Source organism: Halioglobus japonicus (genome assembly GCF_001983995.1).
Lineage (GTDB): Bacteria > Pseudomonadota > Gammaproteobacteria > Pseudomonadales > Halieaceae > Halioglobus > Halioglobus japonicus.
Genome location: NZ_CP019450.1, coordinates 3,103,040 through 3,124,106 on the forward strand (window position 1 = coordinate 3,103,040; position 21,067 = coordinate 3,124,106).

At 57.2% G+C, this 21,067-nt stretch carries 25 protein-coding genes; 15 read left to right on the forward strand and 10 right to left on the reverse strand.

Going from position 1 to position 21,067, the window contains the following annotated elements:
* Positions 1-12 precede the first annotated feature (12 nt).
* Together BST95_RS14570 and BST95_RS14575 are read left to right on the forward strand one after the other, a co-directional pair.
* The gene (locus BST95_RS14570; RefSeq protein WP_084200298.1) at positions 13-801 is read left to right on the forward strand and encodes an enoyl-CoA hydratase/isomerase family protein; all 789 of its coding nucleotides are present in this window, start codon (positions 13-15) and stop codon (positions 799-801) included.
* A 60-nt stretch (positions 802-861) separates the two neighbouring features.
* A complete protein-coding gene (locus tag BST95_RS14575) occupies positions 862-2,334 on the forward strand; it encodes a WS/DGAT/MGAT family O-acyltransferase (RefSeq protein ID WP_084200299.1) in 1,473 nt (490 codons plus the stop codon).
* Between the two features lie 40 nt (positions 2,335-2,374).
* Here BST95_RS14575 and BST95_RS14580 read toward each other — a convergent pair whose 3' ends face one another.
* The 5 genes from BST95_RS14580 to BST95_RS14595 form a co-directional block, all read right to left on the reverse strand.
* Entirely contained in the window at positions 2,375-3,901 is a 1,527-nt protein-coding gene (locus tag BST95_RS14580) for a sulfatase (protein ID WP_338073424.1), read from the reverse strand.
* Entirely contained in the window at positions 3,838-4,044 is a 207-nt protein-coding gene (locus BST95_RS20655; protein ID WP_240500205.1) for a hypothetical protein, read from the reverse strand. Before BST95_RS20655 ends, BST95_RS14580 begins: the two co-directional genes overlap by 64 nt.
* Before the next feature lie 137 nt (positions 4,045-4,181).
* Positions 4,182-4,772, reverse strand: coding sequence for a TetR/AcrR family transcriptional regulator (locus BST95_RS14585; protein WP_084200300.1), 591 nt, complete (start codon positions 4,770-4,772; stop codon positions 4,182-4,184).
* A 55-nt stretch (positions 4,773-4,827) separates the two neighbouring features.
* On the reverse strand, positions 4,828-5,799 hold the full coding sequence (locus BST95_RS14590) for an NAD(P)H-dependent flavin oxidoreductase (RefSeq protein ID WP_066051523.1): 972 nt from the start codon (positions 5,797-5,799) through the stop codon (positions 4,828-4,830).
* 86 nt (positions 5,800-5,885) lie between these two features.
* Complete coding sequence (locus BST95_RS14595; protein ID WP_084200301.1) at positions 5,886-6,989, reverse strand: NADH:flavin oxidoreductase; 1,104 nt, start codon at positions 6,987-6,989, stop codon at positions 5,886-5,888.
* Positions 6,990-7,242: 253 nt separating this feature from the next.
* Between BST95_RS14595 and BST95_RS14600 the strand changes: the two genes are divergently transcribed.
* The 4 genes from BST95_RS14600 (at position 7,243) to BST95_RS14615 (ending at position 10,381) form a co-directional block, all read left to right on the forward strand.
* Positions 7,243-7,890, forward strand: a complete 648-nt coding sequence (locus BST95_RS14600; protein WP_084200302.1) for a glutathione S-transferase family protein — start codon at positions 7,243-7,245, stop codon at positions 7,888-7,890.
* Between the two features lie 109 nt (positions 7,891-7,999).
* The gene (locus tag BST95_RS14605) at positions 8,000-9,610 is read left to right on the forward strand and encodes a GMC family oxidoreductase (protein WP_084200303.1); all 1,611 of its coding nucleotides are present in this window, start codon (positions 8,000-8,002) and stop codon (positions 9,608-9,610) included.
* A gap of 172 nt (positions 9,611-9,782) precedes the next feature.
* Positions 9,783-10,139, forward strand: coding sequence for a hypothetical protein (locus BST95_RS14610; RefSeq protein ID WP_146004156.1), 357 nt, complete (start codon positions 9,783-9,785; stop codon positions 10,137-10,139).
* A gap of 11 nt (positions 10,140-10,150) precedes the next feature.
* Positions 10,151-10,381 carry an IPTL-CTERM sorting domain-containing protein gene (locus BST95_RS14615; RefSeq protein WP_084200305.1) on the forward strand — a complete coding sequence of 77 codons (231 nt, stop codon included), beginning with the start codon at positions 10,151-10,153 and terminating at the stop codon, positions 10,379-10,381.
* Positions 10,382-10,435: 54 nt separating this feature from the next.
* Here BST95_RS14615 and ltaE read toward each other — a convergent pair whose 3' ends face one another.
* The 3 genes from ltaE to BST95_RS14630 are packed head-to-tail and all read right to left on the reverse strand — an operon-like array spanning position 10,436 to position 12,675.
* Entirely contained in the window at positions 10,436-11,458 is a 1,023-nt protein-coding gene (gene ltaE, locus BST95_RS14620) for a low-specificity L-threonine aldolase (RefSeq protein ID WP_084200306.1), read from the reverse strand.
* Positions 11,455-12,186, reverse strand: a complete 732-nt coding sequence (locus tag BST95_RS14625; protein WP_084200307.1) for an NUDIX hydrolase — start codon at positions 12,184-12,186, stop codon at positions 11,455-11,457. Before BST95_RS14625 ends, ltaE begins: the two co-directional genes overlap by 4 nt.
* A 27-nt stretch (positions 12,187-12,213) precedes the next feature.
* Positions 12,214-12,675: an Lrp/AsnC family transcriptional regulator gene (locus tag BST95_RS14630; RefSeq protein ID WP_084200308.1), complete on the reverse strand. Its 462-nt coding sequence runs from the start codon at positions 12,673-12,675 to the stop codon at positions 12,214-12,216.
* Positions 12,676-12,820: 145 nt separating this feature from the next.
* Between BST95_RS14630 and hppD the strand changes: the two genes are divergently transcribed.
* The 9 genes from hppD to BST95_RS14665 all read left to right on the forward strand — a co-directional run bounded on the left by hppD (position 12,821) and on the right by BST95_RS14665 (position 19,896).
* Positions 12,821-13,912, forward strand: a complete 1,092-nt coding sequence (gene hppD / locus BST95_RS14635) for a 4-hydroxyphenylpyruvate dioxygenase (protein ID WP_066051549.1) — start codon at positions 12,821-12,823, stop codon at positions 13,910-13,912.
* An 8-nt stretch (positions 13,913-13,920) separates the two neighbouring features.
* Positions 13,921-14,190: a VOC family protein gene (locus BST95_RS21010; protein ID WP_276205896.1), complete on the forward strand. Its 270-nt coding sequence runs from the start codon at positions 13,921-13,923 to the stop codon at positions 14,188-14,190.
* Positions 14,191-14,225: 35 nt separating this feature from the next.
* Complete coding sequence (locus BST95_RS21015; RefSeq protein WP_338073425.1) at positions 14,226-14,465, forward strand: VOC family protein; 240 nt, start codon at positions 14,226-14,228, stop codon at positions 14,463-14,465.
* On the forward strand, positions 14,462-14,794 hold the full coding sequence (locus BST95_RS20660) for a hypothetical protein (RefSeq protein ID WP_240500206.1): 333 nt from the start codon (positions 14,462-14,464) through the stop codon (positions 14,792-14,794). The genes BST95_RS21015 and BST95_RS20660 overlap by 4 nt, the downstream gene beginning before the upstream one ends.
* Positions 14,740-15,450 (forward strand): fumarylacetoacetate hydrolase family protein, encoded by a 711-nt coding sequence (locus BST95_RS14645; RefSeq protein WP_240500207.1) that lies wholly within the window; start codon positions 14,740-14,742, stop codon positions 15,448-15,450. The genes BST95_RS20660 and BST95_RS14645 overlap by 55 nt, the downstream gene beginning before the upstream one ends.
* Positions 15,451-15,459: 9 nt before the next feature.
* Complete coding sequence (maiA, locus tag BST95_RS14650; RefSeq protein WP_084200309.1) at positions 15,460-16,101, forward strand: maleylacetoacetate isomerase; 642 nt, start codon at positions 15,460-15,462, stop codon at positions 16,099-16,101.
* 13 nt (positions 16,102-16,114) lie between these two features.
* On the forward strand, positions 16,115-17,854 hold the full coding sequence (locus BST95_RS14655; protein WP_084200310.1) for an aromatic amino acid hydroxylase: 1,740 nt from the start codon (positions 16,115-16,117) through the stop codon (positions 17,852-17,854).
* Between the two features lie 10 nt (positions 17,855-17,864).
* Positions 17,865-18,515, forward strand: a complete 651-nt coding sequence (locus BST95_RS14660) for an SDR family NAD(P)-dependent oxidoreductase (RefSeq protein WP_205737284.1) — start codon at positions 17,865-17,867, stop codon at positions 18,513-18,515.
* Between the two features lie 616 nt (positions 18,516-19,131).
* A complete protein-coding gene (locus BST95_RS14665) occupies positions 19,132-19,896 on the forward strand; it encodes a hypothetical protein (RefSeq protein ID WP_084200311.1) in 765 nt (254 codons plus the stop codon).
* A 356-nt stretch (positions 19,897-20,252) separates the two neighbouring features.
* Here the strand turns inward: BST95_RS14665 and BST95_RS14670 are convergent, their stop codons facing one another.
* Both BST95_RS14670 and BST95_RS14675 read right to left on the reverse strand, forming a co-directional pair.
* Positions 20,253-20,483 (reverse strand): DUF2798 domain-containing protein, encoded by a 231-nt coding sequence (locus BST95_RS14670; RefSeq protein ID WP_308428283.1) that lies wholly within the window; start codon positions 20,481-20,483, stop codon positions 20,253-20,255.
* Between the two features lie 81 nt (positions 20,484-20,564).
* The gene (locus BST95_RS14675) at positions 20,565-20,969 is read right to left on the reverse strand and encodes an NUDIX domain-containing protein (RefSeq protein ID WP_102106184.1); all 405 of its coding nucleotides are present in this window, start codon (positions 20,967-20,969) and stop codon (positions 20,565-20,567) included.
* Positions 20,970-21,067: the final 98 nt, after the last annotated feature.

Consider the following 21,067-nt stretch of genomic DNA (forward strand, 5'->3'; position numbering starts at 1 on the left):
AGAGCTGAATATATGAGCGAAGCACTGCTGTTTACTGTTGACGAAGGTGTGGCCGTTATCTCGGTTAACGATGCCCCCTATAACCGCATGAGCCTCGAGTTTGTCGATAAGCTGGAATCTCTCGTCAACAACATCGCCGACGACAACAATATCCGTGCAGTGGTAATGACTGCCGAAGGCCTGGACAATTTCTCGGTCGGCATGGATCTGATGCAGCTCGGCGCGGCGATGCAACAGGACTTCAATCCACACGCATTTTTCGACCAACGTCTGCGGATGATCGCCGCCATCGAGAATATGGGTAAACCCTGGGTTGTCACTCTATTCGGATACTGCCTCGGCGCTGGCCTCGAATTACCACTTGGCTGCCACTTCCGCCTTGCCGCAGCAGAAGGTGCCCAGATTGGCCTGCCGGAAATGGATCTGGGCTCTGTTCCCGCCTGGGGCGGCAGCGCACGCCTGAGCAAATGCGTAGGCCGCGATCACACACTGGATATGATTCTCCGCGGCAAAAAAATATCCGGATCTGAGGCGCTACGTATCGGCCTCGTCCATGAAGTGTGGCCACTCCAGGAGCTGAAACAGCGTGCCATGGATCTTGCCCGTGAGCTCGCATCACAACCGGCTTTGGCAGTGAAAGGCGTCATGAACGTGGCGGTTGGCAGTGAAGACCGCGACCTGAACGAATTGCTGAAAACCGAGAGAGCTGCCGTGCTGGAAACATTCGGCACGCCGGATCAACAAGAGGGAATGCTCGCCTTCATTGAGAAGCGCAAGCCGGTTTTCAACCAGATGAAATAAAACCGGGGGCAGACCACTATTTTTAATAGTGGTCTGCCCCCCTTTGCAGGAGCGGGAGCGATGAAGAAGCTCAGTTTTGTGGACAAAGGTTTCCTGATGGCGGAAACACGCGAGATGCCCATGCACGTGGGCGGCGTCTCCCTGTACACACTTCCTGATGGCGTGGACGAGCACGAATTCATGCACAGCCTCGCCCGCAATGTGCGCGAGGCAGATGCATTACTGCCCCCTTTCGGCGACCGCCTCAAACTTGGGCGCCTGGGGATTGCTGGCAACGCCTATTGGGAGCCGGACCCCGCATTGGACATGGATTACCATGTCCGCCATTCCGCGCTCCCCAAACCGGGCCGCTACCGCGAACTGTTTACACTCGTATCCCGGTTGCACGGCACGCTGCTGGAGCGCACCCGACCATTGTGGGAAATGCACCTGATCGAAGGCCTGAAAAACAGGCAATTCGCCGTATATACCAAGACCCATCACGCGGCGGTCGATGGCGCACGCTCCATCCACATTTCACGCAGCATGCTCTCGGCCGACCCCGACAACGTGCTGAGCGAATCGCCCCTGTCTCTGCAATCCTGGCAACGCTATAAAGATGCCCTGCGCCTCGGCAAGCAGGCAGCACACACCGATGAAGAATTGCGTAACGCAGCGGACATGCTCAAATCGACATTCGACAGCGGCACCAACCTGTTCCGCGCGCTCAAGGGCTTTACGCAAGCCTGGAGTGGGCGCGGCGGTGAACTCTCGCTGCCTCATTTACAGGTGCCCACCAGCGCGCTCAACACCGAAGTGGATGGAGCGCGGCGCTTTGTCGCACAGTCATGGCCCTTTGCGCGCATAAGGGCGGTTGGTAGTGCTTTTGACGGTACGTTTAACGACGCTGTCCTGGCTATATGCGCCGGCGCCCTGCGAAAGTATCTGGAGACGCACGCAGAACTGCCCGAGGAATCACTCAAGGCAATGGTGCCGGTGTCGATCAGGCAGGCAGGGGAAGTGGACTCAGGCAATGCTGTGGCCTCTATCAGCGCAGACCTGGCAACGGACATTGTGGACCCAGCTAAACGCATCCAGGCCATTATGGCCTCAGTGAGGGCAGGCCGGGCGTTCTATGCCGACATGTCGCCCAAGGAGATCGAACTGGTCAGCATGGTCATGCAGACCCCTTCCCTGCTCCTGGTGCCCATGGGCCTGATATCCCGCATGCCTGCCTACAATGTCGCCATCTCCAATGTGCCAGGCATTAGCGAAACCATGTATTGGAACGGAGCACGTATGGACGGCTCCTATCCCCTCTCCATCGTCATAGACGGGATGGCCATGAATATTACCCTGGTCACCTACGATCAGAATGTGGACTTTGGCATCATCGCTTGCCGCCGCTCGATGCCACATGTGCAGCGCATTATCGACTACATGGAAGATGCGCTGGTGGAGCTGGAGGAAGCGGCAGGTCTGAGCAGTAAGGCCGCCAAACCCAAATCCAAACCCAAAAGGAAGCGAAAGCCGAGGGCAAAGGCCAAGAAGTAAGGGCAAGGGGGCAGACCACCATCAGGTGGTCTGCCCCAGTTTAGTTGGGCCAGTAGATGTATTCGTCGCCTTCGGCGAAGGGCTCTAGAAGGGTTTTGTCGATGGCGATGGATGATTCCAGTACGGCGGGGTAAAGGGGAGCTCGGGCGTTTACAGCGTGTTCATCGAGCAGCGCCTGGAGCTCAGCCAGCTTGGCCGGCTCTGACTCCGCGAGGTTTACCTGCTCGGTAGGATCATCGGCGAGGTTATACAGCCACTGCTTGGCGGGTCGCGCAGCGACTTGCAACTTCCAATCACCGTGGCGCACGACACGATAGTGGCCGCTCTGCCAGAAAAGGGTTTCCCTGTCCCACTGATCGGCGCCCTCTCCTGTCGCCAGCGGCAATAAACTCTTACCATCAATCTCAACACCCTCAGGGTGTGGCACTTCGGCGGCCGCCGCCAGCGTTGGCATCATATCGATGTGCGCCACCGGCTCTCCAGAGACAGTACCCGCGGTGATACGCGCCGGCCACTTAACAAACAGGGGCACGCGAATCCCGCCTTCAAACTGGCTGATCTTCCAACCCCGGAAAGGGTGATTGATATCGGGCAGGCCGATATAGCCAGGGCCGCCATTGTCGCTGGTGAACAGCACAATGGTGTTATCGGCAATACCGGCCTCTTCGAGGGCGGCATTAATGCGCCCGACGCTGCGATCCAGAGAGCGAATCATCGCAGCATACACGCGCAAACGATGAGGTTCGATGTCGCCAACCGCCTCGTAATCTTCGCGCGTCGCCTGCAGTGGAGTGTGCACGCCCCAGTGGCCGAGGTATAGGAAGAAAGGACTATGCTTATTGGCATTGATGATCTTGATAGACTCATCGGTCCAGTAGTCTGTCAGGTAACCACTGGGCTCAAATCGATCGAGGTCGCCGGTATTGAAGCTGGCCGCATAAACCAGGCGCGCCCACAGGAACTGATCGATCGGATCGAAATCAAGCTTGGCGTTAACCACATTGGGATCGTCCTCTGGCAAGTACAGGCCACTGGCCATAAGCAGACTCTGCTCAAAACCCTGATCATGAGGTGCCATGCCATTTGAACGCCCCAGATGCCACTTGCCAATGTGGTAGGTGTTGTACCCCTGCTCACGCAGCATTTCAGCAATGGTAACTTCCTCCGGCGGCAAGCCCTGTTCTTCGTAGGGCGGCTTGGATTCGTCCAGGGCCTGATCGTAAATCATCGGTGGCTTACCGGGATCCATCTCCTGCGCAATGCGCGCCACCATGGGCGCCATGCCCGATGGGGTCGGCGTAAATTCGAAGCCGGTACGGGTGGGATAGCGCCCCGTCATGAGCATAGCCCGGGACACGGCGCAGGTACCCGATCCAGAATATGACTGAGTGAACACCGCCCCTTCTGCCGCCAGCTGGTCAATATGCGGTGTTTGCACACGGCCACCTGCAACACCGCCGCCAAAGGTGGAAATATCGTTGTAACCGAGGTCGTCGGCAACAATCAGGATAATATTGGGGGACGATCTACCAGCGGCGTGTCTGACTGCGCCGGACCCTGCTTCCAGGCAATCTCACGCGGCGGCCCTACCTCATACTCATTGGCAGACTTGTACTTGACCAGCGCCAGCATAATCGCGGTCTGGTTCTGGTACGCGAACGCGCCCAGCACGAAGACCAGAGCAACAATCGAGAGTAATACTTTCTTCACAGTGGCTTTCTCCGCTTGGCGAAGCTCCGATGGATAGCCTCACCGGAAAATCTACAAGCAATCATCATTGTGGCACAATTTATGTCGATTTAGGTGGCAATGCAATACGTACCCCAAAGCATTCGTGGGGAGTTTACTCAGGCGTCGATGATTAGATTTTTAAGCAAACCCTTGAGGATGGCGATGCTGCTACTCTTGCTCAGCCCCTGGTGATATCTCAGCCGGTGCCACATTTCGAATGATGCAATGGCATCAACAGCTTCGCGCGTGTCGCGTGGAACAGACTTCAGCTCGGGAATCCAATCGTCCAGATCCTTGCGCAAACCACGCTGATTGCGCGCGTAATTTTTTCGCAGTGCTTCGTAGCGCCAGAGTTGGGCCTGGGTGCCCAGTACCATATTGCTGACACTCTCGTAGGCATCACCGTGACGCTCTACGGCGTGCTCAATACGCTCGTCCAGTGTGCCGTTGCGATCGCCCCCGAGAAACAGCGCCTCGTAAGAGTCACGAATATGGCCGTCAGCAACCTCGAAGAGCGTTTCCATATCTTCAAAGTGCCGAAAGAAGGAGCGGATACCGACTCCCGCCCGATCAGATACCTGCTGGGCGGTGGGGACGAGCACCCCCTCCTCCTGCAAGGCCAAAGCCGCCTCAACAATTGCAAGGCGACTCCGCTCACTGCGAAGTCTGCGTCCGTCGACCACGTCATCTCCCTGTGTCTTCGACATATTGCCCCCGGATCATCCCCTGGTTACTCTGGCATAGAGGGTGCCAATTATACCATCACGCAGCCGTGATAGATGCCAACCGTTCACGAATGATCTGCTCCGCGTCACCCACGATATTGCGCACCAGTTCCTCACAGGTGGGGATATCGTTAATCAGACCACCACACATACCCACAGTGACCATACCTGCTTCGATATCACCGGTGCTCCAGGCTTTCTCCTGATTGGCCCCGGATACCAGGTGATGCACCTGACCAAAATCAGCGCCGGACGCTTCAATAGCCGCGACTTCGTCAGCGATGCCGTTGCGATACACCCGTGCGGTGTTCTTGTATGTGCGGAAAATCAGGCGAGTCTGGTTCTCATCCATCTCCACGACTTTCTGCTTAATGCCCTCATGCACCGGCGCTTCTTTGGTCACCAGGAATCGGGTGCCCATATTAATGCCCTCGCAACCCAATGCCAGGGCCGCTGCAAGGCCACGACCATCGGCGATACCACCGGAGGCCAATACCGGGATGCTCAGCGCCTGGGTAGCCGCAGGAAACAGCACCAGGCCGCCCACGTCCTGCTCACCAGGGTGACCGGCACACTCAAAGCCGTCGATGCTGACCACATCAACGCCGATACGCTCGGCCTTAAGTGCATGGCGCACTGCCACACACTTGTGAATCACTTTAATACCAGCTGCCTTGAAGCGCTCCATGAACGGCTCGGGGCTACGGCCGGCTGTCTCCACAATCTTGACACCACTCTTAATAATGACGTCCACATAATCGTCGTAATTGATTTCACTGGCGACTACACCCACGGTGAGATTCACCGCAAAAGGCTTGTCGGTCATTGAAAAACAGCGGGCAATCTCTGCCTCGAGTCCTTCCGGCGTGGGCTGCGTCAGCGCAGTCATCACACCCAGCGCACCCGCGTTGGAAGCAGCGGCAGCCAGGTCTGCCGTGCCCACGCGCATCATGCCACCACAGACAATGGGGGTTTCAATACCCAGCATTTCAGTAATGCGTGTTTTCATCGGTTCTCTCTCGTCACTTCGATTCAGTATTCAATTTATCAATATGGCACATGATATGTCAATACATACAGAGCACATCCCAGCCCTCACGCCAGTACTTTCAATGACTCCACATCAAAGGCGTCGATCTGGGCTAAATCGCCACGCCTGAGCTTGGCCGGAAACGCGGGGTCCTGAAGCACAGCGCGCCCTACCGCAACCAGATCAAATTCGTCGCGATCCAGGCGGGCCACCAGATCATCGATAGACTTCTTGTCGGAAGACATGCCTACAAAGGCGCCGATAAAGTCTTCGCTCAATCCCACAGAACCCACAGTGATTGCAGTTTTACCCGTAATGTTCTTGGTCCATCCTGCCAAGTTCAAATCACTACCGGCGAATTCAGGCTCCCAGTAGCGGCGGGTTGAGCAGTGAAAGCCATCGACCCCTGCATTCACCAGCGGCGTCAGGAAAGCCTCCATACGTTCGGGTGTGTCGAACAACCTCGCCTCGAAGTCCTGTTGCTTCCACTGGGAATAACGGAAAATGATGGGGAAGCCCGGCGAGGTCGCCGCGCGGGTCGCCTTGATCACCTCTTCAGCAAAACGCAGGCGTTTCTCGAAGCTGCCGCCAAAGGCATCACTGCGCTGATTGGTACCCTCCCAGAAGAACTGATCGATCAGGTAACCGTGCGCGCCGTGAATCTCGATACCGTCAAAGCCCAGTTGCTGCGCGGCGGCCGCGCCCTCCGCAAAAGCCTCAATCACCCGTTCGATGTGCTCGACGGTCATCGGTTCGGCTAACTGCTTGCCAGGCGCCACGAGCCCCGAGGGTCCTGCGCTGCTTAGCTCTGGATTATCCGTGTCCTCGGCTTTCCGCGCCATACCGGTGTGCCACAACTGCGGCATGATCTTGCCCCCGGAGGCATGTACCTCTTGCACCACGTGCTGCCAGCCGGCCAACGCAGCCTCGCCGTGGAAGTGTGGAATACGCTTGCCCATGGTGGCCACCGGGTCGTTCACCGTGGTTCCTTCGGTGATAATTAAACCCACCTCGCCCTCTGCACGGCGGCGGTAATACGCCGCCACATCCTCACCGGGCACACCGCCCGGCGAAAATTCACGGGTCATCGGCGCCATCACAATGCGATTAGGCAACTCCAGCGAATTAATGGTGTAAGGGCGAAACAGACTACCCAGATCGAGGGACATAATGGATTCCTGTGTGTTCAATTAATGTAATGTCGTGTCACCGGCGAGAAGTGGAACCTCAAGACCAGACACGTTGCTCAAGCTTACGCGGCAGAGTGCGTCCCGGTTCAAACACAGCGCTCGAGGCGCATGCCACGCTAAACACCGAAGAGCGAAAAACCCAATTGGCACACTCTGCCGGCCTTACCAAATTGACACGCACCATGCCAATATGCAACGCTGCTGGCAAGCGTTTCATCCAACAGGAATTCACATGATCAAGATTTACGGTGTGCACGGCTCACCCTTTGTGCGCAAGGTTTTCATCGCCCTGGACTACAAAGACATCCCCTATGAGATCGTTGCCCAGATGCCCTTCTCCGGCGACCAGGACTACCTGAAGATCAATCCCACCGGCAAGATCCCCGCACTGGTTGATGGCGACCTGACAATCGGCGATTCCAAGGTCATCTGCCAACATCTGGAGAACGCCTATCCTGAGCGCCCGCTGTACCCCGAGGATGTAGCAGACAAAGCACGCGCCCATTGGTATGAAGATTTCTGCGGTGGTCAGGTCGCGGAATTGGCAGCAGGCATCTTTTTCCAGCGCTTTATGCGTCCACTGGCGTTCAAGCAGGATCCGGACGAGGAACTGATCGCCAAAATCACAGAGAAGAAACTCCCACCGGTGCTGGACTACCTGGAGAGCATTGTACCCGCTGAAGGCTTCGTCTTTGGCGAATTTATGATGGCCGACCTCTGTATCGCTTCTCCTTTCTTTAATGCTGGATATGCCGGCTACGAAGTAGACGCTGAAAAATGGCCCAACGTTGCCGGCCTTATTGCACGTGTCAGGGAACAGCCACACGTAAAAGCAGTGCTGGAGAAAGAAGCCAAAGCGCTGGGACTGGCGGCTGCCTGATCACCCTCACTGAATTCGGCGTGGAGCGATACTCACGCTGCGCCGATTGCCAGATTTGCAAAGACGCTGGAGAATAGGCCCCCGATTTTAGAACGCCATTTGGCTAGCAATGACCCAGACATACGACTACATCATCATCGGAGCCGGCACCGCCGGCTGCGTACTCGCCAACCGACTCAGCGCAGATCCTGAAACGCAGGTGCTGCTACTCGAGGCCGGCGGCAAGGATGACTACTTCTGGATCAATATTCCGGTGGGCTATCTGTTTACCATCGGCAATCCCCGCACCGACTGGTGCTTCGAAACCGAGCCAGATGACGGCCTCAACGGCCGCTCCCTGGGCTATGCCCGTGGCAAAGTGCTGGGTGGCTGTTCATCCATTAATGCCATGGTTTACATGCGGGGCCAGCAGTACGACTACGACCAATGGGCTGCCGCCGGCAACCAGGGCTGGGGCTGGAAGGACGTGCTTCCGGTATTCAAACAATCCGAGAGCTACCAGCATGGTGCCAGCGAGTTTCACGGCGACCAGGGTGAGCTGCGCGTGGAGGAACGTCGGGTCAGCTGGGACATACTCGATGCCTGGCGCGACGCCGCCGCCGAGACCGGGATTCCCAGAATCGAGGAATACAATCGCGGCGATAACTTCGGCACCGCCTATTTCCAGATGAACCAGCGCAAAGGTCAGCGCTGCAGTGCCGCCCATGCCTTTTTGCACCCTGTCAAAGATCGCCCCAATCTCACCATTAAAACCCAGGCCATGGTGCATGGGCTGGAGCTGGATTCCAGCGACGATAAGCTGCGTGCTACCGGTGTAAAAGCGCGCATCGGCAAGGGCGAAGCCCAGATTTTCAAGGCGCGAAAAGAAGTCATTCTCGCGGCAGGTTCCATCGGCTCTCCGCAATTGCTACAACTCTCCGGCATCGGCCCGCGTCCCCTGCTGGAAAAGCACGGTATAGAGGTCCGCCAGGAACTGATTGGCGTTGGTGAAAACCTTCAGGATCACCTGCAAATCCGCACCGTCTATAGGGTGAGTAACACCACAACCCTGAACACGCTCTACCACTCGCTGTGGGGCAAACTGAAGATGGGGCTGCAGTATCTGTTGTTTCGCACTGGCCCTCTCACCATGCCGCCGTCACAACTCGGGGCATTTGCCAAGAGTGATTCGAATCTCGCCACGCCGGATCTGGAATGGCACGTACAGCCGCTGTCACTGGATAAGTTTGGTGACCCACTCCATACCTTCGACGCGATCACGCCATCGGTATGCAACCTGCGTCCCACCAGTCGCGGGCATGTGCACATTCGCAGCCCCGACCCAGAGGCGGCACCAGAGATCAAACTCAACTACCTGTCCACGGAAGCGGATCGTAAGGCGGCCGTTGAGGGCCTGAAATTCACCCGCCGCATCATGGCCAGCGACGCCATGAAGCCCTTCTCGCCCGAGGAGTTGAAACCTGGCCCCAACATCGAAACTGAAGAGGACCTGGCCAGAGCCGCAGGCGACCTGGGCACCACCATTTTCCACCCGGTAGGCACCTGCAAAATGGGCCGCGACCCCATGGCGGTGGTAGACGAGCGCCTGCGCGTCCACGGCGTTGCCGGGCTGCGGGTAGTGGATGCTTCCATCATGCCCACCATCGTCTCAGGCAACACCAATGCCCCCACGGTCATGATCGCTGAACAGGGGGCGGCGTTTATCCTGTCTGAAAAGTAGAACCAGCTCTCAGTCTGGTACAGTTGCGCCCGGCAAAAAGCCCTAAAAAGGCTCGCCCTTCCCTGCTCGCGGGGTCGGAGGGACATAGGGGACGTGTTCCGAATAAAACACCTAAAAAATCAGGTGTTTTGCAAGCATAAGAAATTTACTAATGGACCATCCTGGGGGCGTAATGCGTAATCCAATGTTTGCGGCTGTTGCAGCTGCGGTCAGCCTGTATGCGAACACAGCCAATGCCAGCAATTGCCCGGCGCTAGACTTCACTATTTCTGACGATGCTTCAATCGAAGTAGTGGCATCAGTACTGGACGGCAACAGCTGTTCAGTCATTTACGGCAACCTGGCCATTGCCTATACCGGCCCGATGACCCAGACCGGTCGCGAAGGCAAAACCCCTTCTTCCATGTCCAACCTCGACACCTTGATCCCGTATTCGGCCATCGATGCCGAAAATGCCGTCATCGAAGGCAACGTGATTATCCAGCTGCACACCGTTTTACCGGTGGGCTACACAGCTTCGATTTCCTGAACCCGGACAACGTGACGTTCACCGACACCGCGTCCATCGAACTGCGCACGCCCGATGGCAGTTTCGCACTGCTTGAAGGCCATGCTTTCCCAGTTGCGTCAGGAGCAACGCGTTTCCACGCTCGTGTCCGGGTACCGGAAGCGCCCTACGGTATTCCCACCCTGCCCCTGTGGGCACTGGGCCTCGTTGCAGCGGCACTGGCAGGCTTCGGCCGCCGGGCGCTGCAACGCCGTCTGGGTTAACTTATTGAGAGCACCGCAGAACGCGGTGCTCAATTTCTCTCTCGCTGTTACGCGTTAAGCACTGAAGCTGGCAAACAACGCCAGGCTGGCATCAACAGCGGCTGCATCGATATCCTTGTGGGTCACCAGCCGCATCACTTGCCCGCCGAGGGTCAGCACACCCCGCGCCTCCAGATGTGCCTTGAGCGCATCCGCGTGTTCGGGGTTCTCAATTACCGCAAACACCATATTGGTTTCTACCGTCGCGGGATCACAGCTAATGCCTTCGATACGCGACAAACCCTCCGCCAGACGCCGGGCATTGTCGTGATCTTCAGCCAGGCGCTCGACGCTGTTGTCCAGTGCATACAACCCCGCCGCGGCAAGCATGCCGGACTGGCGCAAGCCACCGCCGAGCACCTTGCGCCAACGTCGCGCATCGGCAACCACCTCGGCGCTGCCCACCAACACCGAACCTGCGGGGGTTCCCAAACCTTTGGAAAGACACAGCGATACGCTGTCGTAATAGCGACTAATGGCTTCCAGTGAGACCTGCTGCTTAACGCAGGCATTAAACAGGCGCGCACCATCCAGATGCAGGCCGAGACCGTGTTCGTCGCAAAACGCACGTGCTGACGCGTGGTAATCAAAAGGCAGCACCTTACCGGAGCAGGTGTTTTCCAGGCACAGCAGACGGCTACGGGCAAAATGGCTGTCATCCGCTTTGATCTTGGCCCTGACCTTGGCCAGGTCCAGGGTGGCATCGGGCTCAAATTCAATCGGCTGCGGCTGAATGCTACCCAGCACCGCTGCGCCACCACCCTCATACTTGTAGGTGTGGGCTTCCTGGCCGACGATATATTCGTCGCCGCGCTCGCAGTGCGCCATGAGCGCGACCAGATTACTCTGGGTACCTGTGGGTAAAAACAGACCCGCCTCTTTGCCAGCCAACCGGGCCAAAGTGTCTTCCAGTTGTTTCACGGTGGGATCATCACCGAGCACATCATCACCCAACTCGGCCTTAACCATGGCCTGCTTCATGGCAACACAGGGCCGGGTCACGGTGTCACTGCGGAAATCCGCGATCAGTTCACTCATTCGACACCCGACTCATCAAATTCAAACCCACCCGCTTTCTTCATGGTCAGGCGATGGCGTGGTCCCGGGGTGTCCGCCTCGCCCGCATCGTAGCCAGCATCGCCTTCCCACATGGACACCAGGTCCTCGCCACAGGCGGAGATCTTGGTACGGTAATAACGCGGCTCGAGTGGCACAAAATCTGCCATCGCCTGAGCCACGCTGTTATAGCGGCTGAGCAGACACAAGGTCACATAAGTCGGCGGGACCAGCTCAATCTCGCCAGCGCGGTGCTGGGCAAGCGCCTGTGCGCCGGTCAGCCACTGGCTGTCCTTGATCTCGCCGTCGTCGATGGTCACTTCACCGCTGGGAGCGGGCGTGACAAAAAACCAGGTCGCAAAGCGGCGATTCCCCATGGGGGGCGGCGTCCAGTGCGAGATCATGGTCATGTCGGCGGGGGGCACATCCAACGCCGCCTCCTCCATGGCTTCTCGCGCCGCAGCAATACGGGCACGCTCCTCTATGGCGTCTTCTTCAGCGCCATCCTCCGGATCTATCCGGCCACCGGGAAACACCCACATACCGCCAAAGGCAATCTTGGAATTTTTGCGCAACATCAGGGTTTCCATACCGCCTTCTCCATCGCGGAGCAGAATAACGGTTGCTGCAGGAATCAGTTCTGTCGGTTCGGCAGGCGCTTCGCCCTTGGACAGACGTTGGGCGAAGTCTTTTACGTTTTTCTCAGTCATTGTTTTAGGGTCGGTTTGCTTGACTGCCTATGATAACGGCAAAGGGGCGCTCTCTTTAACCGCCCGGAGGCTGAAGTTGGTTTCAATATTTTTAACTCCGGGTATTTTCAGTATCCGGTTCATGGCTAATTCGGAAAAATGATCCATGCTGCGGGCCACGGTTTTGAGCAGGAAGTCGTGAGAGCCACTCATCGCATGCGCCTCAACAATGTATTCCTCACCTTCTACCGCCGACAGAAATTTGGCCAGTTTTCGATCATCCTGGGTTTCCAGGGTGACCAGCACAAATGCCGTCACCTGTAGGCCAATAGCGCGCCGATCCAGTTTCGCCCCGTAGCCCTCAATCACGCCGGCCTCTTCCAATGCCCGCACCCGGCGATAGCACGGCGACTCTGACAGGCCCACCATTTCCGCGAGATCCACGTTGGACATGCGCCCATCGTGTTGTAGTGCCCTGAGGATGTCTTTTTCCTGGCGCTCCAGTTTCACGGTGATTTCCCCCTGATATTCATTCTTTATAGAAATATTTCATCTATTTAAACTCTATTATAGACACAAATAGAATAATTCCTGCCCCCACCTGCGACTACTATTTTGGAACCGCTTTCATAAACACAACATCAGGTGATATCTCATGGCAGACCTGTTCGAAAACCCAATGGGCCTGAACGGCTTCGAATTCGTTGAATACGCCGCTGCAGAGCGCGGCATTCTGGAACCCGTGTTTACATCAATGGGCTTTACCCATGTGGCCAGCCACCGCAGTAAGGATGTAGACCTGTGGCGCCAGGGCGATATCAACTTCATCATCAACTACGAGCCCAAGTCCTGGGCCTACTACTACGCCGAAGAACACGGCCCCTCCGCCTGTGGCATGGCCTTCCGTGTCAAGAACGCCAAGGCCGCCTACGAACGGGCTCTGGAGAAAGGTGCACAGCCTATCGATGTACCCGTGGGGCCCATGGAACTCAAACTGCCGGCCATCAAGGGCATTGGCGGCGCTATTCTGTACCTGATCGATCGCTACGAGGACGGTGCTTCCATCTACGATATCGATTTCGAATATCTCGAAGGCGTCGATCGTCATCCGATCGGCTGTGGCTTTAAAGTCATCGACCACCTGACCCACAACGTGTATCGCGGCCGCATGGACTACTGGGCCAAGTACTATGAAGACCTGTTCAACTTCCGTGAGATCCGTTACTTCGACATCAAGGGTGAGTACACAGGCCTGCGTTCACGCGCCATGACTGCGCCGGACGGCAAAATCCGTATTCCGCTCAATGAAGAAGGCCAGGCCGGCGGTGAAGGCCAGATCGAGGAGTACCTGCTGCAATACAATGGCGAAGGTATTCAACATATCGCCTTCTCCTGTGACAACCTGCTGGAGTGCTGGGACAAGCTCAAGGCCAACGGCGTGCCCTTTATGACCGCCCCGCCTGAAACCTATTACGAGATGCTCGACGAGCGCCTGCCCCATCACAGCGAGCCCGTGGATGAGCTCAAAGCCCGCGGCATACTGCTGGACGGTTCCACAGAGGAAGGCGATGAGCGCCTGCTGCTGCAGATTTTCTCAGAGACACGAATCGGCCCCATTTTCTTTGAGTTCATTCAACGCAAGGGCGACGAGGGCTTTGGCGAAGGTAACTTCCAGGCCCTGTTTGAATCCATGGAACGCGACCAGATGCGCCGCGGTGCGCTCAAGACCGACGAAGACGCAGCCTGAGGCCGACCATGAATCTGAAACGCATACATCACGTAGCCTATCGTTGCCGCGACGCCAAGGAGACGGTGGAGTTTTACCAGCGCGTGCTAGGCATGGGATTTGTTCTTGCCATCGCCGAGGATCAGGTGCCATCAACCAAGGCGCCCGATCCCTATATGCATGTCTTCCTCGATGCGGGCATGGGCAACGTGCTGGCATTTTTCGAACTGCCCAACTCCCCGGATATGGGCTTTGACGGCAACACCCCGACTGGGTCCAGCATATCGCCTTTGAGGTAGAAAACTGGGAAGCCCTGCTCGCGGCCAAGACTGCGATCGAAGCCGAGGGGCTGGAAGTGATTGGCCCCACCAATCACGGCATTTTCCAGTCCATTTATTTCCGCGATCCCAACGGCCACCGCCTGGAACTCGTGGCCAATACCTGTACTGACGAGGAAATGGCTGAGCTCAACCGCGTGGCACCCGCTATGCTGGAAGAGTGGAGCCAGACCCGCAAAGCCCCACGTCATGCTGCGTGGTTACACGAAAAGGAATTTACCGGAGACAAAACATGAAACTGGCCAGCCTCAAATCCGGCCGCGACGGCAAACTGATTGTCGTTTCCCGCGACCTGAGTCGCGCCGTAAGCGCCGAAACCATCGCGCCCACCCTGCAAGCAGCCCTGGACGACTGGGCAGCGAAAGAACCGGCATTGGTTGCGCTGTACAATGACCTGAACGCCGGCAACTGCAACGGTGCCTTCGACTTTATCCCGGAAGACTGTGCAGCCCCCTGCCCCGGGCTTACCACTGGGCGGATGGCAGCGCCTATGTCACGCACGTGGAGCTGGTGCGCAAGGCCCGTGGCGCAGAATTACCCGAATCTTTCTGGACTGACCCGTTGATCTACATGGGCGCCTCGGACGCGTTCATCGGTCCGCGCGACGACATCGAAGTCGAGAGCGAAGACTGGGGCATCGATTTCGAAGCCGAGGTCGTGGTGATTACCGACGACGTGCCCGCCGGCACATCGCCTGAACTGGCGCGCAACCACATCCGATTAATCGGCCTGGTCAACGATGTATCACTACGTAATCTGATCCCGGCGGAGCTGGGCAAACAGTTTGGTTTCTACCAGTCAAAACCCTGGACCAGCTTCACGCCGGTGCTGGCAACGCCCGATGAACTCGGCGATGCCTGGGATGGTGCAAAGCTGCACCTGCCGCTGCGCGCCACGCTCAACGGCGAGCTTATTGGCGCACCGAATGCGGGTGTGGATATGACCTTCGACTTTCCCACGCTGATCGCGCACTGCGCGAAATCCCGCGCGCTCATGACCGGCACGGTCATCGGCTCGGGTACGGTCTCAAATGTTGGCAGCGAGGCAGGCTCTTGCTGCCTGGCCGAAGTGCGCTGTCTCGAAACCATCGCCAATGGTTCACCCAGCACCCCCTTTATGAGCTTTGGTGATCGCGTAGAAATCGATATGCTGGACGACGCTGGCAACAGCATTTTCGGCAACATCGATCAGCGGGTGGTGCAGTACACGCCGCCCCAATAGAGGCAGAGCATGAAACTATACTCGTACTACCGTTCATCCGCGTCCTATCGACTGCGCATTGCCCTCAAACTGAAGGGCATTGCGTACGACTACCACGCCGTCAATCTGCTGCAGGCAGAGCAGCGCTGTGACGCCTATCTGGCTATCAACCCGCTCGGCCTGGTGCCAACGCTGATTCTGGATGATGGCGCCAGGCTGACCCAGTCGAGCGCCATCATCGAGTACCTGGAAGAGACCCATCCCGAACCTGCACTGCTGCCCGAGAATCCACTGGCCCGCGCTCGCGTCCGCTCCCTGGTGAATGCCGTCGCCTGCGAAATTCAGCCGCTGTGTAACAGTGGCGTGACGGAGCACCTTAAAAAGGTCATGGGGGTCTCTGACGCAGGCATTGGCGAGTGGTATGAACGCTGGATGCCGCGCGGCTTTGTCGCGGTAGAAGAAATGCTCGAGACCGCATCAACAGCCTTCGCAACAGGCGACGCGCCAGGCATGGCTGATATTTTCCTGGTACCCCAAGTCTATAATGCGCGCCGCTTCAATCTCGACATGGCGCCCTACCCCAACATTACCCGCGTCGTCGATGCCTGCAACGAACTACCTGCCTTTATTGAGGCGGCGCCCGAGCAGCAACCGGACGCACCATCGTCGTAACCACAGCAGAACAATGAGCCAGCAAGACATAATAAACAGCCTACCCGCCCACCTGCGCCCCTTCGTCAAGGTCCAGGACTACAGCGATTACACGCCACGAGACCAGGCGGTATGGCGGTTCATTATGAAACACCTCACCGGGCAACTGGAAAAAACAGCACACCCGGTGTACCTCGACGGCCTTGCCCGCACCGGCATCGCCCTCGATCACATTCCCTCCATCGAAGAAATGAACGCATGCCTGACCCAACTGGGTTGGCGCGCGGTGGTCGTCGACGGTTTTATCCCGCCGGCAATTTTCATGGAGTTCCAGGCGCTAAAGGTGCTGGTCATCGCGCTGGATATGCGCAGCGTGTACAACGTCTTCTACACCCCGGCACCCGATATCGTGCACGAGTCTGCCGGTCACGCACCGTTCATTGTCGATATCGACTACGCCGAGTTTTTGCAGCGCTTTGGCGCGGTAGGCATGAAGGCAATCGCCACGCGGGAAGACCTCGAGCAGTACGAGGCCATTCGCAAGCTGTCGATTCTCAAGGAGTGCCCGGACAGCTCCTCCGATGAAATCGCGTCAGGAGAAGCCGAGTTGGAACGACTGGCACAAAGCGAGCAACCGCCCTCGGAGGCTGCGCTACTCACTCGCCTGCACTGGTGGACCGTGGAATACGGACTGGTCGGCGATCCCGATGACTATCACATCTTCGGCGCGGGCCTGCTGTCTTCACTCGGCGAGAGCCGCCACTGCCTGAATGATGAAGCCGTCAGGAAAGTACCGCTGACGGTTGATGCCGTGAACACAGCTTATGACATCACGCGCGAGCAACCACAGTTGTTCGTGACCAAGAGCTGCAAGCACCTCAGCCAGGTGTTGGAGGAATTCGCCGCGTCCATGTGCTTCAAGCGCGGTGGCGCGGAGTCACTGCGCACCGCCATCGATGCCGCCAGTATGTGCACGGCGACCTATGACAGTGGCATGCAGGTAAGCGGCGTGTTCTGCGAGGTCCTGTGTGACGCCGTGGGTAATGCCACCTATCTGCGTACCAGTGGCCCCACCCAGCTCGCCTACCGCGACCAGGAAATCATCGGTCATGGCGTGGCCTGGCACAGCGAGGGTTTTGGCTCACCTATCGGTCATATCAAGGACTTCAGCCGATGCCTGTCCGAGTACACCATTGACGAGTTGGCCGCCCACAACATAGCCATCGGCAAACCGGTGCGCCTTGAATACCTTTCGGGCATCACCGTTGAAGGGACGCTCGACAAGGTGTTTCGACAGGACCACCGCAATCTGATACTGACGTTCAGCGACTGCAGTGTGCAGGATTTGCACGGCCGTATTCTGTTCGACCCCGCCTGGGGAACATATGACCTGGCAGTAGGTTCGAGCATTCCCTCCGTGTACGGCGGCGTCGCCGACCGCACCGCCCTGCAGCTCTACAAACCCACTCCGCACACCGAGACCATTCGCGTTGAACACGACGTGCAACTGATGGCCTGCTATGCGCTGGTCGAGAACGTGCGCCGCGCGGAAAAGAACAGCAGTGATCCGGACATCCAGGACGCGCTGACTGCAGCGCTGGAGGCGTATCCAGAGGAATGGCTGCTGCGCGCTGAAATGCTCACGGTGGCCAGCAAGGCGCTGCACGAACGCCTGGTCGACGAATTGCGCAGCCTGGGCGAGACACACGACGCACTACAGGAGTTGACTGCGCTGGCGATTAATCCAGAATACGCTTTTGCAAAATCCGCATAAGGCTATTCCAATGCTCAACAACAAACGCATCGTGATCACCGGCGCCGCAGGTACGCTCGGCCAAGCCGCCGCCACTATTGCCCACCAACACGGCGCAGAAGTCATTGGCCTGGACATCGTCGACAACGCCGACGTTCCCGGTGGCAGTTATCACAAGGTTGATCTGCTCGACCGCGAAGCGACCCAGGCAGTGATCGCAGGTATCGGACCCTTCGATGCGTTGCTTAACATTGCAGGCGGCTTTGCCATGGGTGTAGATGCGGCAGATCCCAGTGATGAACAGTGGAACTGGATGTTCCGCATCAATGTCGAGACCCTGCGCAATGCCATCATCGCCGCCGCACCGGTGCTGAAACAGCAGCGTGGCGCCATCGTTAACGTCGGCGCGCTGGGCGCGGTCTCGGGTCAGGCTGCAATGAGCGCCTACGGCTGTGCCAAGTCGTCGGTGATGCGCCTCACTGAGAGCCTGTCAGAAGAGATGAAGGCAGCTGGGGTCAACGTTAATGCGGTGCTACCCAGCATCATTGATACCCCCCTAATCGCGAGGGCATGCCTGACGCTGACTTCGCTGAGTGGGTCTCCCCGGAGCAATTGGCGGAGGTCATGTGCTTTCTGGCATCCGACGCTGCAAGCGCGGTGCACGGCGCCCTGCTGCCAGTGAAAGGGCTCGTCTGACCGGCGTCAGGGCAGCTGTTTCAACGCTGAAATCCCACAATTACCTTGATTGCCTGGTCCGAGTCGCGGGCCACGGCAAGTGCGCTACTGAAGTCCTAGTGATCAAAGCCAGCAAAAGCCAGTGAAAACCGCATGGCATGAGCTGTTGCGTGCACCCGTTCACGAGTGAATGGATGTGAATGGCATGCTCAACGCCGCGAACAGGATTTTCGGGTCAATAGCAGGGAACTTCGACAGGTCAGCAGGCCCGGTCGACATAATCAGCTAGGATGTCTACTCTCAATAGGCCGTTTATAAGCCCTGGCCGTGAGTCATAGTCTTCCATCCAGCCGGAGAATTCTTTCGTTGTTACCTCGTCGGCGGACAGCTAACCCACTGCCATAAGCAGTGCCATACCGCACAGCAAAAGTCGCTTTTTCATGGCCAAAGCCTCAGTCATAATTTCGATCTGAGAATGCGTGTGACTGCAATCTAATACAGTGCGGGAGTGTCCGCATAGGTAGTTTTCGTCAATGTGGCGCGATGTTGACTAAAACGGAGCTTTATCTACGCTATTGATACTCTAATTCAGTTTGAGATCGACTCACGTAAGGACACCGACCATGCGACGTATTCTGTTTCCACTTGGCCTGAGCGCCATCCTCGTCACTCCAGTCAGTCTGGCCGATACCATAGAGCTGGCCGATGGCACCCTGCTTGAGGGTACATTTGTCGGCATGAGTAACGGGATCATGATGTTTGATACGGGCGCCGGCATCGAGGCTTTCCCCGAGGATGAGGTGGTTGCGATATTCAACTCTGAAGGCGTCGCCGCACGCGAGGCTGCGCAAGAAGCGGTGCCCGCACCCAAAGCAGAACCGGCACCACCACCCCCGCCTAAAACAGCCACCGTCGCCAGCGGTACCCGTCTGGTCATACGCATGTCCGAGGCCATCGACACCCGCCGTCATTCTTCGGGGCACCGCTTTCGCGCCCAGCTGGAAAGCGCACTGATGGTCGATGGTGTCACCGTAGCCCCTCGCGGCACCATGCTCTACGGCCGAATCACCCAGGCCAAAAGCGCAGGCCGCGTGGCGGGCTCCTCCGAAATGGCAATCGAATTCACCGACATTATGTTGAACGAGCTGATGTATGAAATTACCACTGATGGGTTGAAGGCACAGACAGGTAATGAGGCGGGAAGAACCGCCAAGCGCACCGCTCGGGCAGCGGCCCTGGGCGGCCTTTACGGAGGCAGTTCCAGCGCCAAGAAAGGTGCCAAGGTGGGCGTGGGTGCCTCCATTCTCACCAGTGGCGCATCCATTAATATTCCCGCTGGCACCCTGGTCGAAACGAACCTGCGTGCGCCACTGACGGTAAAACTGTAGTAACGGGACCTAGCGGAGATAGCTCTACGCCAACACCTCGCCAGCCAGCGCTGCTACTCGCCGGGTGCGCTACCACCTACAAGCCACCCAACCAGGCGATCACTGAGGTCGATGAATCCACAGGATACCGCCAGATCAGTGCCTATCGCACTAACAATGTCGATGAAACCCTCGTGCTGCTGGCCTTCTCAGGTGGTGGTACACGCGCAGCCGCCCTTTCTTACGGCGTTATGCAAGAACTCAGAGACACCTACATGGAGCGCAGTGGTGGACCTTTGCGTTTATTGAACGAGGTGGACAGGATTTCCTCACTCTCGCCGAATATATAACTTTATACTGATTTATAGGTATGCATTTTAGTCTTTAATGACAAGATTAACGAGCTTGCTGACTAGCGGGTTAATTAACAGAACAACTGGATAAGCAATTAAAAATGCAGTTCCCCAAGATTTTAACCAGATGAGTAAGATGTTTTCTATTAAACCAAAATTAAGAAGGCAAATTATTAAAGACATCAGACATGACATGAGTAAAGACATGAAAAAAGAAAAAACTAATGGAGTGTACTTTTTCGGTATCAATGACATTCCTTAATTCAAGTATGACTCATAACGCTTGCGAAAGCGGACGGTCTGGAAGGCCGTCCGGGAGCGCACTGCCCGCTCTTGTTATATTGTTTCATCCCTGTACGCCCCCGCCAAGACTTGGTTTCTACTCAGCTCAGGCCCCTTCCAAACAACTACAATGAGCCCACCATTCACTTCATCGACAATTTGCAGTACAGCGATCGAAGCTGGCGCAATAAACCTGCTTTCATAAGGCGTGACATCCAGCGCGGTCTCCTCCATCGCCTCTCTGGCCGCAGCAACCCGGGCCCGCTCCTGGATGGCGTCCTGATCTGAGCCATCCTCGGGATCAATGCGGCCGCCGGGGAACACCCAAAAGCCGCGAAAGACGATTCGAGAGTTCTTGCGCATCAGTTTTTCAACGCCGTCAGCGCCATCGCGCAACAGAAGAACTGTCGCCGCGGGGATCAGTTCAGTGGGCTCTGCGGGCGCATTGCTCTTTGACAAACGCTTGGCAAACTCCGCCACATTCTTTTGCTTCGTAATTTTCAGGTCACTGGAAATGCCGTCCTATGATGACGGCAAAGGGGCGCTCTCTTTAACCG

What these genes read in the sequence shown, in the direction of transcription:
- BST95_RS14600 (WP_084200302.1), top strand. Translation starts at nt 7,243, where the DNA reads ATGATCAAGATTTACGGTGTGCACGGCTCACCCTTTGTGCGCAAGGTT.
- hppD (WP_066051549.1), top strand. Translation starts at nt 12,821, where the DNA reads ATGGCAGACCTGTTCGAAAACCCAATGGGCCTGAACGGCTTCGAATTC.
- ltaE (WP_084200306.1), bottom strand. Translation starts at nt 11,458, where the DNA reads ATGAGTGAACTGATCGCGGATTTCCGCAGTGACACCGTGACCCGGCCC.
- BST95_RS21010 (WP_276205896.1), top strand. Translation starts at nt 13,921, where the DNA reads ATGAATCTGAAACGCATACATCACGTAGCCTATCGTTGCCGCGACGCC.
- BST95_RS14655 (WP_084200310.1), top strand. Translation starts at nt 16,115, where the DNA reads ATGAGCCAGCAAGACATAATAAACAGCCTACCCGCCCACCTGCGCCCC.
- BST95_RS14595 (WP_084200301.1), bottom strand. Translation starts at nt 6,989, where the DNA reads ATGTCCCTCGATCTGGGTAGTCTGTTTCGCCCTTACACCATTAATTCG.
- BST95_RS14605 (WP_084200303.1), top strand. Translation starts at nt 8,000, where the DNA reads ATGACCCAGACATACGACTACATCATCATCGGAGCCGGCACCGCCGGC.
- BST95_RS14575 (WP_084200299.1), top strand. Translation starts at nt 862, where the DNA reads ATGAAGAAGCTCAGTTTTGTGGACAAAGGTTTCCTGATGGCGGAAACA.
- BST95_RS14625 (WP_084200307.1), bottom strand. Translation starts at nt 12,186, where the DNA reads ATGACTGAGAAAAACGTAAAAGACTTCGCCCAACGTCTGTCCAAGGGC.
- BST95_RS14670 (WP_308428283.1), bottom strand. Translation starts at nt 20,483, where the DNA reads ATGTCATTGATACCGAAAAAGTACACTCCATTAGTTTTTTCTTTTTTC.
- BST95_RS14590 (WP_066051523.1), bottom strand. Translation starts at nt 5,799, where the DNA reads ATGAAAACACGCATTACTGAAATGCTGGGTATTGAAACCCCCATTGTC.
- BST95_RS14660 (WP_205737284.1), top strand. Translation starts at nt 17,865, where the DNA reads ATGCTCAACAACAAACGCATCGTGATCACCGGCGCCGCAGGTACGCTC.
- BST95_RS14610 (WP_146004156.1), top strand. Translation starts at nt 9,783, where the DNA reads ATGCGTAATCCAATGTTTGCGGCTGTTGCAGCTGCGGTCAGCCTGTAT.
- BST95_RS20660 (WP_240500206.1), top strand. Translation starts at nt 14,462, where the DNA reads ATGAAACTGGCCAGCCTCAAATCCGGCCGCGACGGCAAACTGATTGTC.
- maiA (WP_084200309.1), top strand. Translation starts at nt 15,460, where the DNA reads ATGAAACTATACTCGTACTACCGTTCATCCGCGTCCTATCGACTGCGC.
- BST95_RS14665 (WP_084200311.1), top strand. Translation starts at nt 19,132, where the DNA reads ATGCGACGTATTCTGTTTCCACTTGGCCTGAGCGCCATCCTCGTCACT.
- BST95_RS14570 (WP_084200298.1), top strand. Translation starts at nt 13, where the DNA reads ATGAGCGAAGCACTGCTGTTTACTGTTGACGAAGGTGTGGCCGTTATC.
- BST95_RS14585 (WP_084200300.1), bottom strand. Translation starts at nt 4,772, where the DNA reads ATGTCGAAGACACAGGGAGATGACGTGGTCGACGGACGCAGACTTCGC.